Origin of the sequence: Pseudomonas sp. NBRC 111143 (assembly GCF_001320965.1) — a bacterium.
GTDB lineage: Bacteria > Pseudomonadota > Gammaproteobacteria > Pseudomonadales > Pseudomonadaceae > Aquipseudomonas > Aquipseudomonas machongensis.
Window position 1 is genome coordinate 147452 of the sequence record NZ_BCBT01000002.1, and the last position, 15294, is coordinate 162745.

Consider the following 15294-nt stretch of genomic DNA (forward strand, 5'->3'; position numbering starts at 1 on the left):
TATGCCGCAATTCGCCTTACTTCTCGACGAATGCACGCTCGATCAGGTAGTCACCTGGCTCGCGCATGCGTGCAGAGATCTTCAGGCCGAAGCTGTCGAGCACTTCGCTGGTCTCGTCGAGCATGCTCGGGCTGCCGCAGATCATCGCACGGTCGTCCTGCGGGTTGATCGGTGGCAGGCCGATGTCGCTGAACAGCTTGCCGCTGCGCATCAGGTCGGTCAGACGGCCCTGGTTCTCGAACGGCTCGCGGGTCACGGTCGGGTAGTAGATCAGTTTCTCACGCACCGCTTCACCGAAGAATTCATTCTGTGGCAGGTGCTCGGTGATGAACTCGCGGTAGGCGACTTCGTTCACGTAGCGCACGCCATGCACCAGGATGACCTTTTCGAAACGCTCGTAGGTTTCCGGGTCCTGGATCACGCTCATGAACGGCGCAAGGCCAGTACCGGTGCTCAGCAGGTACAGGTGCTTGCCCGGGTTCAGGTCGTCCAGCACCAGGGTGCCGGTCGGTTTCTTGCTGATGATGATCTCGTCGCCTTCCTTCAGGTGTTGCAGCTGGGAGGTCAGCGGACCGTCCGGCACCTTGATGCTGAAGAACTCCAGATGCTCTTCCCAGTTCGGCGAAGCGATCGAATAGGCACGCATGAGCGGACGGCCGCTTTCCTGCTGCAGGCCGATCATCACGAACTGACCGTTCTCGAAGCGCAGGCCCGGGTCGCGGGTGCACTTGAAGCTGAACAGAGTGTCGTTCCAGTGATGCACACTGAGGACACGTTCGTGGTTCATGTTGCTCATCTAGTGGGGCTCCTGAAGAAAAACGCGGCGCGCGCAAGACGCGCAGTTGCGCGATAGTTTAGGGGCAGCGAGAATATCTGTTAACTGAATTATCAAGATATGACTTATCGGTTATATAGATATGCGATTCACTCTCCGCCAGCTTCAAGTCTTCGTCGCCGTCGCCCAGCATCAAAGCGTATCGCGAGCGGCCAATGTACTGGCCCTGTCGCAGTCGGCGGCCAGTACCTCCATCACCGAACTGGAGCGCCAGTCCAGCTGCCAGCTGTTCGATCGCGCCGGCAAGCGCCTGAGCCTCAACGCCCTGGGCCATCAGTTGCTGCCCCAAGCAGTAGCCCTGCTCGACCAGGCCAAGGAAATCGAAGACCTGCTCAACGGCAAGTCCGGCTTCGGCTCGCTCGCCGTTGGCGCCACCCTGACCATCGGCAACTACCTGGCAACGCTGCTGATCGGCAGCTTCATGCAGGTGCACCCGGAAAGCCAGGTCAAGCTGCACGTGCAGAATACTGCGCACATTGTGCAACAGGTGGCGCACTACGAAATTGACCTGGGTCTTATCGAGGGTGACTGCAACCACCCTGACCTGGAGGTGCAACCCTGGGTCGAGGACGAACTGGTGGTGTTCTGCGCCCCGCAGCATCCACTGGCCAAGGTCGGCCGCGCCAATATCGAGGCCTTGTCCCAGGAGGCGTGGATCTTGCGCGAACAAGGCTCAGGCACCCGCCTGACCTTTGACCAGGCCATGCGCCACCACCGCGCCAACCTGAACATCCGCCTGGAGCTCGAACATACGGAAGCGATCAAGCGCGCCGTGGAGTCGGGTCTGGGGATCGGCTGCATTTCACGCCTCGCGCTGCGCGACGCTTTCAGGCGCGGCAGCCTGGTGGCAGTGGAAACCCCGGAGCTGGATCTGCTGCGCCAGTTCTACTTCATCTGGCACAAGCAGAAGTACCAGACCTCGGCCATGCGTGAGTTTCTCGAGCTGTGCCGCAGCTTCACCGCGGGGGTGCAGCGCAGCGACGAGATCGTGCTGCCGACCATCGCCTGAACGTCAGCCGAGCAGGATTACGCCCCAGACCAGCGCCACCATGCTCATTGCCACCAATTGCGCAGCACTGCCCATGTCCTTGGCGTTCTTCGACAAGGGGTGACGGTCCAGCGAAATGCGGTCGATGGCAGCCTCGACCGCCGAGTTGAGCAGCTCGACGATCAGCCCCAGCAGACACACGGCGATCAGGATCGCACGCTCGCCGCGACTGACCGGCAACCAGAAGGCAGTCGGGATCAGCAGCACATTGAGCAGCACCAGTTGGCGGAAGGCAGCCTCGCCCTTGAAGGCGGCGCGCAGGCCGTCGAGCGAATAGCCGGCGGCATTGAAGATGCGTTTCAGGCCGGTCTGGCCCTTGAATGGCGACATGTGAGTCAATTCACCTGAAAAAGACCTGCAGGCTAGTCCAGCCTGGGTCAAAAAAGCGTGAAGCCGGAAGGCTCAGTTGGCTGAAACCGATTCAAGTTGTTGCAGCAGCAAGGCGGCCTGGGTCCGGGTGCGCACGCCCAGCTTGCGGAAGATCGCGGTGACGTGGGCCTTGATGGTCGCCTCCGAAACGCTCAGCTCGTAGGCGATCTGCTTGTTCAACAAACCTTCGCAGACCATGGTCAGCACCCGGAACTGCTGCGGCGTCAGGCTTGCGAGCCCTTCGCTGGCGGCTTTGGCCTCGGCCGATACATCAACCTTTTCGAACGCCTGCGGCGGCCACCACACTTCGCCGTCGAGCACCTTGCGCACGGCGTCCTGGATGGTTTCCAGCGGGCTGGACTTCGGAATGAAACCGCTGGCCCCGAACTCACGGGACTTGACCACCACGGCCGCCTCTTCCTGCGCCGACACCATCACCACCGGAATCTGCGGGTATTGCCCACGGAGCAGGACCAGCCCGGAGAAGCCATAGGCACCTGGCATGTTCAAGTCGAGCAGGACCAGGTCCCAGTCGGATTTCTCGGTCAGGCGGGTTTCCAGTTCGGCGATGCTTGCCACCTCCACCAGACGTACGTCCTGCCCGAGGCCGAGGGTCACGGCCTGGCGCAAGGCGCTACGGAACAGCGGATGGTCATCGGCAATCAGGATTTCATATGTAGCCATCGATCCAGGGGTCCTGTTCTGTGCCAGGCGCTGCGGGGTATGGGGCCTGTGCCTGGCGGGCAACTCAAGGCGCGGGCGACGGCGCCGCCAGCGGCAAGGGCACGAGGCAGACCAGGGGTGGCGGCTGCATCGTGGCCGAATCGGCGCCAAGGATGCCGAGCACCGTCCGGGTGGTCAAGCCAATTGCCCGGCGGCCTCGCCCACCCTGGCGACCTGCTCGACAGTATGAACCAATCCGGCTAGCTTGCCCCTTGGACTATAGGAAGGTATGCAAGCGTTGATGCGGCTCATCCTGGTCGTCCAGTGCCAGGTGTCGCTTGCCGCTGAGGTAATGCAGGCTGAACACGTCAAGGTAGGCATCCAGCGCCTGGGAGGCACGGTTGTCGCCGGCCAGGTCCAGACACATGGCCGCCACTTCCGCGGTGCAGAAATGATCGTCACGCTTGGAGCGGCGCAGGCGGTAGCGCGACATCTGCTCGGCCTCCAGGCTCAGCACCGGGAAGCGGTCCAGGTACGGGCTCTTGCGAAACATCTTGCGCGCTTCGGTCCAGGTGGCGTCGAGCAGGATGAACAGCGGCCGCTTGCCGGGCTCGCACACCACTTCGTTGACCACCCGCTCCGGTGCGACGAACTCACCAGGGAAGACGATATAGGGCTGCCACTGGGGTTGTTCGAGCAGCGCCAGCAAGCGCGCATCGACATCCGTGCGCTGCCAGCCGAAGGCCCAGGTGTCTTCGATCAGGTCGGCGATCAGCCAGCCGGTGTTGGTCGGCTTCAATGGCTCGGTGTCGTGCATCACCAGACACATGCCGGCCTGGGCGTCGACCCGAGGCTTCCAGGCGCACAGGCAATGGCTGGCGATCACCCGGCAGTCCGGGCAGCGATCGGCTCGCGAACCGCGGGCGACGAAGGGTTTGTTGCTGCGCGCCAGACGCTCGGCGCGCAGACGCGCTACCGCATGGCTCATGGCTGCAAGCCTGGCGACGGGAATAGGATGGACACTGCGACAACTCGGCGGGAAACAAAGGTGCCAGTCTACCAGAGCGGGCGCAGGTTTGCCGTGCAGGGCACTGCCAGGCTCCCTTATAATCGAGCCTTTGGCGGCGGCTGCGCCTGGAGCGCGACCAGTTCATGGAACGCCGCCTGCCGGCGCGGGTCAAAGCGCCAGTCACCGAACCAGGAGAGATTCATGCTGCGTCTTATCGTCCCGACCCTGAGCCTGATGCTCGCCCTGCCGCTTGCCGCCAACGCAGCGTCCAAGCAGGACTACGAGCTGAACCAGATGCTGCAGAAGGTTGCCAAGGAGAGCAGCGTCGGCACGCCACGCGCCGTCAACGAAGACATCCTCGATCAGGGCTACACCGTCGAGAAGGGCAAGGCGTTGGTCAACCACCTGAGCGTGCGTGAAGAACATGCCCAGCGCATGCTGGAAAACCCGGCACTGGTGCGCAGCCAGCTGGGCGACAGCGTCTGCCGCAACACCGGCTACCGCCAACTGATGACCAAGGGCGCGGTGATGGTCTACCGCTTCACCGTCTACAAGACCAACCAGCCGGTCATGGACCAGGCGTTCGATGCTGCCAGCTGCACCGCTGGCAACAAGAAGAAGTGATTCAGGCGACCTGGTCGTCGCTGGCGCGCCGCTGCTCCTCATCGGCGCGCAGATCCGCCAGCAGGGCCTGAAGGTAACGTGATTGCCTGTCGGCGCCTTGCAACCTGCGCAGGCACTCGCCCTCCAGGCTCAAGTGGTGGTCCTTGGCCGCACGCCTGAGCAGTTCATACAACTGCAGGTCCACCTCGATGACCAACCGATGCATGCTTCTTCCTCCCTGCATCGCCCTCTGCCCTCAGTTAAACAAAGCTCGGCAAGGATTGGATCCGATCAGACGAACGGTTGACCTTCAGCGAACCGGCACGATCGCGCGCCAGCGTCTAGATTGAAAGCAAACGACAGGCATTTTCGGCAAGCACAGGAGATTGCCGACGCCACGACGTTGCCGGATCCGCAACGAAAACAGACAAGATGGATACAAGCCACTGCATCACGGCCTTGAAGGCCTACTGCAATGCTCGGGATGCACACTCGAGCCACAGCAGCCAGCGACACACGCAGTGTCGTGGCCGGTACTCACCATCGACCGGTCAGAGGTTTTGCTGCAGAAGGAGACGTTGAATGCCTTACCTACCGAATGAACTGCTGTCCAAGCACTTCAGCGACCAGGGAATCGACCTGGGCAGGATTGACGAACAACTGCAACTGGTGGCACCGAACAGCCCCAACCTGCCCCTCTACCGCGACATGATGTTGACCGTGCTGCGCATGGCCAGCGACGACGCCAACCGCTGGAACGCCAAGATCACCTTGCAGGCCCTGCGCGAACTGGATCACGCCTTCCGTACTCTCGAGCGCTACAAGGGCCGACGCAAAGTCACGGTGTTCGGCTCGGCGCGCACACCCCAGGAACACCCGATGTATGCCCTGGCCCGGGAACTGGGCGCCACGCTGGCACGCTCCGAGCTGATGGTCATCACTGGTGCCGGTGGCGGCATCATGGCCGCTGCCCACGAAGGCGCCGGTGCCGAGAACAGCCTGGGCTTCAATATCACACTGCCTTTCGAGCAACATGCCAATGCCACGGTGGACGGCACCGATAAGCTGCTGCCCTTCCACTTCTTCTTTATCCGCAAGCTGTTCTTCGTCAAGGAAGCCGACGGACTGGTCCTTTGCCCGGGTGGCTTCGGCACGCTCGATGAAGCGCTGGAAGTGCTGACCCTGATCCAGACCGGCAAAAGCCCACTGGTACCGGTGGTACTGCTGGACTCGCCTGGCGGCAGCTTCTGGCAGGATGCCCTGAACTTCATCAGCCGTCAGTTGGAAGAGAACCGCTATATCTTGCCCAGCGACCTGAAGCTGGTACGCCTGGTACACAGCGCCGACGAGGCCGTTGAAGAGATCAAGCAGTTCTATAGCAACTACCACTCGAGCCGCTGGCTGAAGAACCAGTTCGTGATCCGCATGCTGCACCCCTTGAGCGAGGCTGCGCTATGCGATATTCAGGAGGGTTTTGCCGACCTGCGCCTGAGCGGCAAGTATCATCAACAGCCCGACAGTAGCGCAGAACATGAAGTCGGCGACTTCAATCACCTGACCCGCCTGACCTTCGCCTTCAACGGCCGCGATCAGGGGCGCCTGCGTGAATTGGTGGACTTCATCAACCTGCCGGAAAACTGGGCAAAACCTCAGCCCATGCACACGACCCAGCATGCGCGAGAAGCGCTGAAAGTCAGTTGAACGAAAAACGGCCAGTACGGCTGACCTGGCAGATATCTGCCTGGTCAGCCGTACTGGCCGTCAATCATCGAGGTCGCGCCCGCTGAGCAGCCGACCGATCATGTCCATGGAAAAACCACGGTAGGCGAGAAAGCGCGTTTGCTGCGCGCGACTGCGGGGATCCTGAGGACGTTGCCCGGCGAACTTGCGCTGCCAGACGTCCCGTAGGCGGGCCGACCAATCTACACCGCTTTCGCGCAGTGCCTGATCGATATCGCCACGGTTCAGACCTCGCTGGCTCAGGTCGTCACGAATACGTGCAGGACCATAGCCGGAGTTGGAGCGATAGGAAATGAAGCTTTCCAGATAGCGCGCCTCGCTGAGCAGCCCTTCCTCGGCAAGCCGATCGAGCGCAGGCTCGATCAGCTCATCGGTGGCACCGCGCTGACGCAACTTGCGCGTTAGCTCGACACGACCGTGCTCGCGGCGTGCAAGCAGGTCCATGGCTGTCCGCCGAACGGCGACGGGAGTGTCGAGTACGACGGACGACATGCGCGATCAACCAGCGATATCAATAACCGGCTTCAGCATCAGCCATATCGTCGGCATCAGCTTCAGCGGCGGCGGCCTTGCCAGCAGCGGCGACAGCGCCGGAGGTCAGCAGCTTCTCACGAATCTGCTTCTCGATTTCCGAACCGATGGCCGGGTTCTCTTGCAAGTACTTGGCGGCGTTGGCCTTGCCTTGGCCGATCTTGTTGCCCTGGTAGCTGTACCAAGCACCGGACTTCTCGACCAGGCCTTGAGAGACGCCCAAGTCGATGATCTCGCCGTTACGATAGATACCCTTGCCGTAGAGAATCTGGAACTCGGCCTGACGGAAAGGTGGCGAAACCTTGTTCTTGACGATCTTGACGCGGGTTTCACTGCCCACCACTTCGTCGCCTTCCTTCACCGCGCCGGTACGACGGATGTCCAGACGGACCGAGGCGTAGAACTTCAGGGCGTTACCGCCGGTGGTGGTTTCCGGGCTACCGAACATCACGCCGATCTTCATACGGATCTGGTTGATGAAGATGACCAGGCAGTTGGCGTTCTTGATGTTACCCGTGATCTTGCGCAGCGCCTGGGACATCAGGCGGGCCTGCAGGCCGACGTGCATGTCACCCATTTCGCCTTCGATCTCGGCTTTGGGTACCAGGGCCGCCACGGAGTCGACGATGATCACGTCGACGGCGTTGGAACGCACCAGCATATCGGTGATTTCCAGGGCCTGTTCGCCAGTGTCTGGCTGCGAGACCAGCAGGTCATCGACGTTGACGCCCAGCTTGCCAGCGTACTCAGGGTCGAGGGCGTGCTCGGCGTCGACGAAGGCGCAGGTGGCGCCGTTCTTCTGGGCTTCAGCGATGACCGACAGGGTCAGCGTGGTCTTGCCCGAGGATTCCGGACCGTAGATCTCGACGATACGGCCCTTCGGCAGACCGCCGATGCCGAGGGCGATGTCCAGGCCCAGCGAGCCGGTGGAGATGGCCGGGATGGCCTGGCGTTCGTGATCGCCCATGCGCATGACTGCGCCCTTGCCGAATTGGCGTTCGATCTGACCCAGGGCCGCAGCCAAGGCGCGCTTCTTGTTGTCGTCCATTGAAATCCTCACGTGTTCGACTTGGCCCTGATGGCCGGAATACCTGTATAAGTAGCCAGTATTATTCCACAGGGATTCGTTTCCGCAAACCCCCGTCGAGCGATTTACTCGGCCCCAAGCTGTAACAAGCCGTCTAACGCAACGATCACCGTCTGTCGGCGCACCGCCTCGCGATCGCCTTCGAAGTGGCGACGCTCGCTGATCACGCGGGCTCCATCGCCCCACGCCAGCCACACGGTGCCTACCGGTTTGGCCGGCGAGCCGCCATCCGGCCCGGCGACACCGCTGACCGCTACGGCAAAACGCGCGCCGCTGGCAGCCTGGGCACCACGGACCATGGCCTCGACCACTTCCTGGCTGACGGCGCCAACCTGGGTGAACAGTGCCTCGGGGACGCCAAGCTGGCGGGTCTTCTGGGCGTTGGAATAGGTGACGTAACCCGCCTCGAACCAGGCCGAACTGCCGGGAATACGGGTGATCGCTTCGGCGATGCCACCACCGGTGCAGGACTCGGCGGTGGTCACCTGTGCATTGAAGCGGCGCAGCTGTTCGCCCAGGCGGGTAGAAAGTACGGTGATCGGGTCCATGGCAGGCTCCTTGCGTGACTGCGCACTACCCTACCACCCTCATCCCCCCTGGCAAGGATTCACGGCGCCAGCGCGCGGATGTAGGCCTGACAGGCGCGCAGGGCGATCAGCCCCCGGTCGCCGTCGTCGGTGATGGCGATAATTCGTCGAGCATGCGCCGGGTCAAGTCGGGCGCGTACGGCGCCATGATCCACGCCGCTGGCGCCGGTGGCGGCAGGCATTGTGGAACAGGTGGCGTCGCGCTCGACCAGGACCGACAGGCGCAGATCGGCAGTAGCAAGGCGATCACGCAGCCGAGCCTGATTGTGTTGCGCATCGGTAAGCTCCTGGAAATGAATCGACTCGCTGTCGTGCAGGCGTCGCTCAAGCGCCTGGCGCTGCTCGCGCTCACTACGCAGCTGTTCGTTGAGCACCTCGGCCTGCTCCACCCGCTGGCGCGCCTGCAACTCGTCCGACTCGGCGAGCAGACGCTCGTAGCGCCAGGCCTGAACCTGCCAGGCCAACGCGGCGGACAACAGTACCGAGGCAACGTACGCAGCAAACTGCAGGCGGCTCAGCACAATACCTCCCGAGCCCTGGCCCAGAGCTCGAGGCGCTCATCCAGGCCATTGAGCCCACCATTGATATGTCGGGTGATGCGGTTGAACTCACCACGATCGGCCAGGGCATTGAGCCCGCGCGACTGCCAGAACCAGGCCGCCGACTCGCAGGCCCAGCGCGGCTGCTCGAGTAGCTGGGGTTGCGCCAGCAACCGCTCATCACCGAACAGCGCACGGCTGCAAGCCTGGTAGTTGTTGCGCCCGGTGACCTGGATCAGGCCGCGACCGCAATACAGCTGGCCATCACCGTCGGCCTCGGGCGTGTTGCCCAGGCGCAGGGCCAGTGGGCCGGTGTCGTAGCGTGAAAGATAGCGATCGCTGCCCAGTTCCTTCACATAGCGTAACTGGCCGGACTCATGACCGACCTGGGCGAGGAAGGCGGCGATGCGCTTGGGGTGATCGATCTCCCAGCGGGCCATGGCTTCGTTGAGAGGCGTGAGAAACGCGCTGGCACGCTGGCCAGCCAGAGGGTAGATCTGAATGAGTTGCCGCTCGGTGAGCATGCAGCACCTCCTTGGCGCAAGAAAAAAGCCCAGGCAATGCCTGGGCTCGGGAACATCGACGCGTTGCTATCAGATGCCCAGCGATGCCATCTCCAACGGCGAGCGATAGGTCGCTGCGGCCTGGGCGATGCAGGCACGGGCCTGCAGGTTGGCGTCCTTGAGATTCTGGATCTCATCGGCGATCCGCTTGGCGCCCTTGACCAGCCACATCCGCGAGTACACCGCGGCCGCGACGCCACCCACGACGATGACCAATGCCGAGAAGAAATCGGCCAATCGTTGCGAGCAGATGCTGATCTGCTCGACCGTGGTGCGCACCACTTCCACCACCTCCTCGTTGTAGTCGAGGTTAGCGGCCACGCTAGCCCCCCAGATGCTGGTGACCAGTGCCTTGCAGTCCTGAATTTCCTGTGCGGTAAGCGACATGATTACATTCTCCATTGCTATCAGTTTGATCGGCGGACGATTCCGCCAGGTGATCGCTCGCAGGCGATGGCTCGAAGCGCGTGGCTTTCACATGATTCAGCGTGCGGCACCGGCCGCACTTGATCTGGAGCTCGGAAGCGGGGGTGATGCGGGCCAGCAGCTTCCTGCACTGGCCGCAGCGAAACTCGACGAACATGGGCGCGTCCTCTGCTGAATGGGTAGACCGTCACGCCTTGAGTGAAGCGGCCTTGCCCGGTGCGCTGCCCTTGTTCCCGGCCTTGCCCGCCTTGCCACCGTTGCACTGCACGGTGGTGCGCCAGCCAGAGCCGGTGAACACCTGCTCGACCGAGTCGATCAGGTACTGGCCGTCGAGCCCGTCGACAAAACCACTGACCTCTATGCTGCGCTCGACGAACAGGTCGGTGCGACCAGGCATGTCCAGGCGCACGCTGGCAGTCTCGCGATTGAAGCTGGCCAGGCGCGCGCGGGCAGCCTGTTCGGCGGCGGCGCGATTGGGATACAGGTGGCGGTCGGTATGAACAGGACGCTGGCTGCCCGAGCTTTCGGCGTTGCTCAGTTCGACCACCTTGAGCTCGCCGCTGGCACTGTCCTGGTGACGGGTGCGCACGGCCTTGCGAGTGGCCTTGTCGTCCAGGCGAAATTGCCACTGGCTGACGTCGCTGCGCCGCAGCGTCACCAGCCCCAGGGTCTTGCCGCTGGCGCTCTGCCCGCTCTGGCGCGGCAGCACCAGCAGCTGGCCGTTGGCGAGCTTGGCGGTGCAGTCGTACTGGCGGGCCAGACGGGTGATGAAGTTGAAGTCCGACTCGCTGTACTGGTCGATACGCGGCACGTTCAGGGCGACCGGGCAGATCGCCTGCCAGCCGTTGCGCGCACCGATCTCGGCGATGATGCGTTGCAGCGGAACATTCTCCCAACTGCCGCTGCGGATGGTTCTACCACTGCCGCACAGGTCGCTGGCCTTGCCGCGGATCACCAGGGTGTCCGGCGGCCCGGACAGCTCGACCTCATCGACGGTGAAACGCCCCAGCAGCGTCAGCGGCTGCCCGGCGTAGCCCAGGTGCACCTCCAGCACCGCGCCGCGAGGCGGCAGGGCCAGGGCACCGTCGCGGGCATCGATGCGCAGCTCGAACGTATCCGACTCCATGCCGGGTTTGTCGGTGGTGCGCAGCAGCAACAAGCGGTCGTTGATCAGGGCGGTGATGTCCTTGCCATCGGCCTTGATGCTGAAGACAGGTTGCATGACTCATGCCTCCGTTGTCGGTGTGGATACGGGCCTGCGCTCAGTCCCAGAGCTGCACGATGCTGACCGTGGCAGTGGGCAGGTCCGGCAGCAGGATCATCACGCCGGCGCGCAGGGGCTGGTTTTCGTCGGCCAGCCCCTGATTGGCTTCCAGCACAGCTTCGACCGTGCGGTTGAGGTGGCCGTAGTAGTGTTGACAGAGGGTGTCGAGCAGGTCGCCGTCAGACGTTTTGCAGGTCTTCGCCATAGCGGGTGAACTCCAGTGAAAAACCCTGTTTGCGTGGAATGCCCCCGGCCAGCAGGTTGCTCTGGTCTTCGTCGATGCTGGTCAGGCACCAGTTGCCGAGTACCTCGCCGTACCCTGTGGTCAGACTCAGGGGCAGCAGCTGGCGACCGATGCTGCGCAGGGTCTGCAGCTGGCCTAGACCGCCCTTGAAGGAGGGAAAGATCGCACCACGGATGCTGATCGTCTCCTCCCCCTGGCCGACGGCCTGCTGCGCGCTGTCGCGGCTCAGGCGTTCCTGGGCGGCCCAGCGAAAGCGGGTCTGGCGACGCAACTGGTCGAACGCGGCGGTATCGAGGTTGAAGTAGTACGGTGTGGCATTGGCCTTCAGCGGTTGCAGCACCAGCAGGTGCGGGAATGGCTTGATCGCTTCGGCGCTCGGCGTTGTCAGCGGTGCGAAGCCGAAGGTGACGAGCACCCCGCTTGCCACCGCGCGGGCATCGCCCACCACCTTGCGGATCGCCGCGCCAGCCTTGCCCAGGTGTTCGGAGAACGCATCGACACGCTCCTGCACCTTGCGCACCTCGTCGACGCTCTTGTCGTAGCGGGCAATCACTTTGTTGACACGCCCTTGTGCCGAGTCGATGGCACGCAGGGTACGTTGCAGGCGCTTGCCGATGGCCGGACCGATCCAAGGCAATGCTTCGAGTTCAGCCGCGGCTTCCTTGACGTGGTCCACGGCCTGGCTCATCGGGTCGAGCATGGCGCCGGCACGCCGACGCCCCTCCTCGCCCGCCTTGACCAGTGCATGCAGTGCGGCCTGCAACTGCTCCAGGTAGGTCATGAATGTCCCTCCGGTTCAAAATTGTCGTAGAGGGTCTGCCAGACGCGCTTCATCAGCTCTTTGCCGTTCTTCCAATACCCGGCGCACAGCCAGTTCCAGATCGGTGGCGAGTTGGTCGTGTGCAACAGCGGCGCCTTGCAGCGTGATGGGGATGTTGGTGGTGAAGTTGAAGGGCTGGCCTGCCCCGCTGGTAATCACCGATTGGGCCGGGGCTTGCGGCGGAGCATCTGGCAGGACGCTGGCTTGCGGCGGCACCGACAACTGCGCGGCTGGTACCTGCACCTCTACTGCGGGTTTGTCCATTACAGCTGAACGTCCAGACGCTGAGGCCTGCACCGCAACCTTCGGCAACCCCAGTACAGCAGCCGGCCTTGACGGCTTCTGAGGCGATCGAGGGAGCTCGACCTTTATGGCAGCGGGCGCAACGCTGGCGCCATGACTTTCGAATCTGGGAGAAGGCACGATACCAGGGACCAACGAAAGACCAGGAATCGCCGGAGGCCATGCACGAGGCTCAGCGATGGCGCCTGCAACCCGTTGCTTGGCCGCCGCGCTTGGCGCCCTCCCCTCATCCACAGGAGGTCTCAACAGATCCCTGACGAGAGCCTTGTCCATGCCGGCAATGTCAGCAGTCGAACCCGGCTTCGGCATAGTCAGCATCGGAGGCCGCCGTTGCGATGAAACGCTTGCGGCAGTTGCAAACTGCGCCATAAGTCCCGGCGGCCGAAGAGGAGACGGCGGTCCCGACGACCTGGCACGCTCCGGGCTCTGCTCCTTTGCCGTCCCGCTCGCCTTGGCCGGCAGCCCTCGCCGTACCGGCTGCTCTGTGGAGGCAGGCTCCGGGTACTGGGTGGCCAAATATTTGCCTACCGCCGACCCAACCTGATCGCCCACAAAGTTGCCGACCGACATCCCTATCGTGGTACCGATCGGACCCAGCAACGATCCGGCGGCACCCAGGGCGCCACCAAGGATCAGGCCCCCTGCCGCGCCGCCATAACCGCTCCACCTTTCTTCACGGGTTTGCGCCGTGCCATAGGTATAGGCCGCCTTTGCACCAGCCTCGATGAGCATCGAAGCAAGGGGTATTTTCAATGCCCTGAGGTTCTCTGCGATGCCCTTGGCGGTCCCAGCGACAGCACCTGGGTTGGTGTAACGCCGCTTGAGTACTTCCCAGCTGGCATAACCCCCGCCCACCACCGCAGCAGTCGTAAGCGCGTCCTTGACTGAGCCAGACAGCGTCGAATAAGGATCCGCTTCAGGTTTCGACTGAGTCGATACCGGCGTTGATGGCGGTTTGTCCTTGGCTGTATCCGATGCAGGGTTCGTGACCCGCTCGCCAGCCCAGGCGCCCAGCTTGTCGCCGGCCATACCGAAGGCAACGCCGCCCACCTCCGAGACCATCGTGCCCCAGCGCGGCACCGCCGCTCCCAAGGCCTTGCCGCCCAAGGTGCCGACTGCCGACCCAACCGCACTGAGATAGCCCACTGCCTGCTCCTTCGCCGTGGTGGCGGTGGAAGCAGTGTGGAAGAGCTTCAACCCCAAATCCAACTTGGTTGCAGAGGCAGCCTCCTTGGCCGCAGCCCCTGCTCGAGTACGGGCAGTGGCTCGGCTCGGCGTGGGATCAGCAGAGGCTGACGAAACTGCTTCCCCCTCCCCCGACACCACCCCTTGTCGGGCTTCAGGTGCATCAGCGTTTATCCGGGGAGTTGAATCTGCGCGCGGCCGAGGCTGGGGGTACGCATGTACGATCTGAGCGGGCAACTCGAACGGGGGTGAGTTGGATGCGCGCCATCCCTGTTCAGTCAAGGGTAACGGCTGGTGCTCCAGTGCCGGACTGAGTCCTTGCCAGTTCGACAGCTGTGGCACGACCGATGGATACGGGCCTGGTCGCCAGATATCCAGCGGTGATGAAAACGATTGCAACGCCTTGCCGTAAGGCGCCCAATGATCGGTAAACCTGGCGCGATAGTCATCGAGCGCGCCAGGGAAAGCCGAGCCAGATGCGACGGCTTCCCCCAGGGCAATCCCTGATTTGTTCGCCATCCGTTAATCCTCTCAATCCGAAAGCCACCAGACCATGTCGCTGAACGACATGGTCATGATTTCGCTCGCGGAAAAGTTCAGCTCCTTGGCCAGCCGCCTTGCGGCGGCCTTCTGCCGGGTCGGGTCAAACCTCGTCGTCCTGCACCAGGCGAAAATACCCGGCCTGCAAGCGGCCGTAGTCCTTCAGGGTGAGGCCTTCGAGGTCCTTGATGCCAACTTCGGCCAGCGAGGCGAACAAGTTCAGCTCGCGCTGCTCGTCGTCGCTGGCGCCGCCGGCCTGGGCGTTGCGCATGTCACGCACCGTCGGGGCCCGCAACGTCAGGCTGTCGACCTGAACGCCATTGGCCTCGCTCGGACGCGACAAACGCACCGTGACGCGGTCGGCTGCAAGGTTCAGCCACTGGGGCTGGCGGTTTTCCTGAGCCATGAACACCTCCTTTACAGGCCCAGCGCAGTACGCTGCGCCGCCAGTTGGTCGACACCGTCGATCACCCGCTTCATGCCCAGGGCATCGATCTCGTAGACCAGGCGACCATCAACCTCCAGCTTGTAGTAGCTGAGTGCGACGCTGTGCTTGATCTCGGCCTTGTCGCCGGATTTCCAGTCGCCCATGTCGACTTCCTTGAGCGAGCCACGCAGGGTGACGATGACCGGATTGATCTGGCCCTTGAGGCCCTTGAAGGCGCCGCGGAACGTGCCGTTGAAGGCCGTGCCATCGGCCAGGCCGAAGAACTTCAGCGACTCGCGGCGCACGCCGGTGGTGGTGAAGGCCGCTTCCTGCTTCTCCATGCCCAGGTCCATCTCGACGGGCATGTCCATGCCACCGGGACGGTGTTCTTCCATTTTCAGGGTCAGTTTGGGCAGGGTCAGGCTGGGTACATCGCCCTGGAAGCTCACACCGTCGACGAACAGGTTCAGGTTGGCCAGGGTTTCGGGAATCATTGCCATGTAGATGCGCT

Annotated in this window: 20 protein-coding genes and 1 pseudogene; 3 read left to right on the plus strand and 18 right to left on the minus strand. The window is 63.0% G+C overall.

The features are described from left to right. Positions 1-16 precede the first annotated feature (16 nt). Positions 17-796, minus strand: a complete 780-nt coding sequence (gene fpr, locus APH44_RS02015; RefSeq protein ID WP_054891020.1) for a ferredoxin-NADP reductase — start codon at positions 794-796, stop codon at positions 17-19. A gap of 121 nt (positions 797-917) precedes the next feature. Here fpr and finR point away from each other — a divergent pair, with 121 nt between their 5' ends. Further along, on the plus strand, positions 918-1844 hold the full coding sequence (gene finR, locus APH44_RS02020; protein ID WP_054891021.1) for a LysR family transcriptional regulator FinR: 927 nt from the start codon (positions 918-920) through the stop codon (positions 1842-1844). Positions 1845-1847: 3 nt separating this feature from the next. Here the strand turns inward: finR and APH44_RS02025 are convergent, their stop codons facing one another. The 3 genes from APH44_RS02025 to APH44_RS02035 form a co-directional block, all read right to left on the minus strand. Then, positions 1848-2213, minus strand: coding sequence for a diacylglycerol kinase (locus APH44_RS02025; protein WP_054891022.1), 366 nt, complete (start codon positions 2211-2213; stop codon positions 1848-1850). A 72-nt stretch (positions 2214-2285) separates the two neighbouring features. Beyond that, positions 2286-2936 (minus strand): response regulator transcription factor ErdR, encoded by a 651-nt coding sequence (erdR, locus tag APH44_RS02030; RefSeq protein ID WP_054891023.1) that lies wholly within the window; start codon positions 2934-2936, stop codon positions 2286-2288. A 256-nt stretch (positions 2937-3192) separates the two neighbouring features. Continuing rightward, positions 3193-3903: a tRNA-uridine aminocarboxypropyltransferase gene (locus tag APH44_RS02035; protein ID WP_054891024.1), complete on the minus strand. Its 711-nt coding sequence runs from the start codon at positions 3901-3903 to the stop codon at positions 3193-3195. A gap of 222 nt (positions 3904-4125) precedes the next feature. Between APH44_RS02035 and APH44_RS02040 the strand changes: the two genes are divergently transcribed. Next, positions 4126-4548 carry a quorum-sensing-regulated virulence factor family protein gene (locus APH44_RS02040; protein ID WP_054891025.1) on the plus strand — a complete coding sequence of 141 codons (423 nt, stop codon included), beginning with the start codon at positions 4126-4128 and terminating at the stop codon, positions 4546-4548. A 1-nt stretch (position 4549) separates the two neighbouring features. Here the strand turns inward: APH44_RS02040 and APH44_RS02045 are convergent, their stop codons facing one another. Continuing rightward, positions 4550-4753, minus strand: a complete 204-nt coding sequence (locus tag APH44_RS02045; RefSeq protein WP_054891026.1) for a hypothetical protein — start codon at positions 4751-4753, stop codon at positions 4550-4552. A 356-nt stretch (positions 4754-5109) separates the two neighbouring features. Between APH44_RS02045 and APH44_RS02050 the strand changes: the two genes are divergently transcribed. Next, positions 5110-6228 carry an LOG family protein gene (locus APH44_RS02050; protein WP_054891027.1) on the plus strand — a complete coding sequence of 373 codons (1119 nt, stop codon included), beginning with the start codon at positions 5110-5112 and terminating at the stop codon, positions 6226-6228. Positions 6229-6288: 60 nt separating this feature from the next. Here the strand turns inward: APH44_RS02050 and recX are convergent, their stop codons facing one another. From recX to APH44_RS02115, 13 genes and pseudogenes are all read right to left on the minus strand, one after another. Beyond that, positions 6289-6759: a recombination regulator RecX gene (recX, locus tag APH44_RS02055; protein WP_082420936.1), complete on the minus strand. Its 471-nt coding sequence runs from the start codon at positions 6757-6759 to the stop codon at positions 6289-6291. Positions 6760-6778: 19 nt separating this feature from the next. After that, the gene (recA, locus tag APH44_RS02060; protein ID WP_054891029.1) at positions 6779-7846 is read right to left on the minus strand and encodes a recombinase RecA; all 1068 of its coding nucleotides are present in this window, start codon (positions 7844-7846) and stop codon (positions 6779-6781) included. A gap of 104 nt (positions 7847-7950) precedes the next feature. After that, positions 7951-8433, minus strand: a complete 483-nt coding sequence (locus APH44_RS02065; protein WP_054891030.1) for a CinA family protein — start codon at positions 8431-8433, stop codon at positions 7951-7953. Positions 8434-8492: 59 nt separating this feature from the next. After that, positions 8493-8993, minus strand: coding sequence for a lysis system i-spanin subunit Rz (locus APH44_RS02070; protein ID WP_082420935.1), 501 nt, complete (start codon positions 8991-8993; stop codon positions 8493-8495). Next, complete coding sequence (locus tag APH44_RS02075) at positions 8987-9535, minus strand: glycoside hydrolase family 19 protein (protein WP_054891031.1); 549 nt, start codon at positions 9533-9535, stop codon at positions 8987-8989. The genes APH44_RS02070 and APH44_RS02075 overlap by 7 nt, the downstream gene beginning before the upstream one ends. 69 nt (positions 9536-9604) lie before the next feature. Beyond that, positions 9605-9961 (minus strand): hypothetical protein, encoded by a 357-nt coding sequence (locus tag APH44_RS02080; RefSeq protein ID WP_054891032.1) that lies wholly within the window; start codon positions 9959-9961, stop codon positions 9605-9607. 52 nt (positions 9962-10013) lie between these two features. After that, a pseudogene (locus APH44_RS30300) lies at positions 10014-10157 on the minus strand (Com family DNA-binding transcriptional regulator); the annotation flags it as partial. A 30-nt stretch (positions 10158-10187) separates the two neighbouring features. After that, positions 10188-11222, minus strand: coding sequence for a phage late control D family protein (locus APH44_RS02090; protein WP_054891034.1), 1035 nt, complete (start codon positions 11220-11222; stop codon positions 10188-10190). Positions 11223-11262: 40 nt separating this feature from the next. Then, entirely contained in the window at positions 11263-11469 is a 207-nt protein-coding gene (locus APH44_RS02095) for a tail protein X (protein ID WP_054891035.1), read from the minus strand. Then, a complete protein-coding gene (locus APH44_RS02100; RefSeq protein ID WP_054891036.1) occupies positions 11444-12289 on the minus strand; it encodes a phage tail protein in 846 nt (281 codons plus the stop codon). Before APH44_RS02100 ends, APH44_RS02095 begins: the two co-directional genes overlap by 26 nt. A gap of 15 nt (positions 12290-12304) precedes the next feature. Then, a complete protein-coding gene (locus APH44_RS02105; RefSeq protein ID WP_156343712.1) occupies positions 12305-14335 on the minus strand; it encodes a hypothetical protein in 2031 nt (676 codons plus the stop codon). Positions 14336-14459: 124 nt separating this feature from the next. Next, positions 14460-14762 (minus strand): phage tail assembly protein, encoded by a 303-nt coding sequence (locus APH44_RS02110; RefSeq protein WP_054891038.1) that lies wholly within the window; start codon positions 14760-14762, stop codon positions 14460-14462. Positions 14763-14773: 11 nt separating this feature from the next. Next, entirely contained in the window at positions 14774-15283 is a 510-nt protein-coding gene (locus APH44_RS02115) for a phage major tail tube protein (protein ID WP_054891039.1), read from the minus strand. Positions 15284-15294 lie beyond the last annotated feature (11 nt).

Excerpts from the sequence above, each read along its gene's own strand:
- fpr (WP_054891020.1), bottom strand. The coding sequence starts at position 796 with ATGAGCAACATGAACCACGAACGTGTCCTCAGTGTGCATCACTGGAAC.
- finR (WP_054891021.1), top strand. The coding sequence starts at position 918 with ATGCGATTCACTCTCCGCCAGCTTCAAGTCTTCGTCGCCGTCGCCCAG.
- APH44_RS02025 (WP_054891022.1), bottom strand. The coding sequence starts at position 2,213 with ATGTCGCCATTCAAGGGCCAGACCGGCCTGAAACGCATCTTCAATGCC.
- erdR (WP_054891023.1), bottom strand. The coding sequence starts at position 2,936 with ATGGCTACATATGAAATCCTGATTGCCGATGACCATCCGCTGTTCCGT.
- APH44_RS02035 (WP_054891024.1), bottom strand. The coding sequence starts at position 3,903 with ATGAGCCATGCGGTAGCGCGTCTGCGCGCCGAGCGTCTGGCGCGCAGC.
- APH44_RS02040 (WP_054891025.1), top strand. The coding sequence starts at position 4,126 with ATGCTGCGTCTTATCGTCCCGACCCTGAGCCTGATGCTCGCCCTGCCG.
- APH44_RS02045 (WP_054891026.1), bottom strand. The coding sequence starts at position 4,753 with ATGCATCGGTTGGTCATCGAGGTGGACCTGCAGTTGTATGAACTGCTC.
- APH44_RS02050 (WP_054891027.1), top strand. The coding sequence starts at position 5,110 with ATGCCTTACCTACCGAATGAACTGCTGTCCAAGCACTTCAGCGACCAG.
- recX (WP_082420936.1), bottom strand. The coding sequence starts at position 6,759 with ATGTCGTCCGTCGTACTCGACACTCCCGTCGCCGTTCGGCGGACAGCC.
- recA (WP_054891029.1), bottom strand. The coding sequence starts at position 7,846 with ATGGACGACAACAAGAAGCGCGCCTTGGCTGCGGCCCTGGGTCAGATC.
- APH44_RS02065 (WP_054891030.1), bottom strand. The coding sequence starts at position 8,433 with ATGGACCCGATCACCGTACTTTCTACCCGCCTGGGCGAACAGCTGCGC.
- APH44_RS02075 (WP_054891031.1), bottom strand. The coding sequence starts at position 9,535 with ATGCTCACCGAGCGGCAACTCATTCAGATCTACCCTCTGGCTGGCCAG.
- APH44_RS02080 (WP_054891032.1), bottom strand. The coding sequence starts at position 9,961 with ATGTCGCTTACCGCACAGGAAATTCAGGACTGCAAGGCACTGGTCACC.
- APH44_RS02090 (WP_054891034.1), bottom strand. The coding sequence starts at position 11,222 with ATGCAACCTGTCTTCAGCATCAAGGCCGATGGCAAGGACATCACCGCC.
- APH44_RS02095 (WP_054891035.1), bottom strand. The coding sequence starts at position 11,469 with ATGGCGAAGACCTGCAAAACGTCTGACGGCGACCTGCTCGACACCCTC.
- APH44_RS02100 (WP_054891036.1), bottom strand. The coding sequence starts at position 12,289 with ATGACCTACCTGGAGCAGTTGCAGGCCGCACTGCATGCACTGGTCAAG.
- APH44_RS02105 (WP_156343712.1), bottom strand. The coding sequence starts at position 14,335 with ATGGCGAACAAATCAGGGATTGCCCTGGGGGAAGCCGTCGCATCTGGC.
- APH44_RS02110 (WP_054891038.1), bottom strand. The coding sequence starts at position 14,762 with ATGGCTCAGGAAAACCGCCAGCCCCAGTGGCTGAACCTTGCAGCCGAC.
- APH44_RS02115 (WP_054891039.1), bottom strand. The coding sequence starts at position 15,283 with ATGGCAATGATTCCCGAAACCCTGGCCAACCTGAACCTGTTCGTCGAC.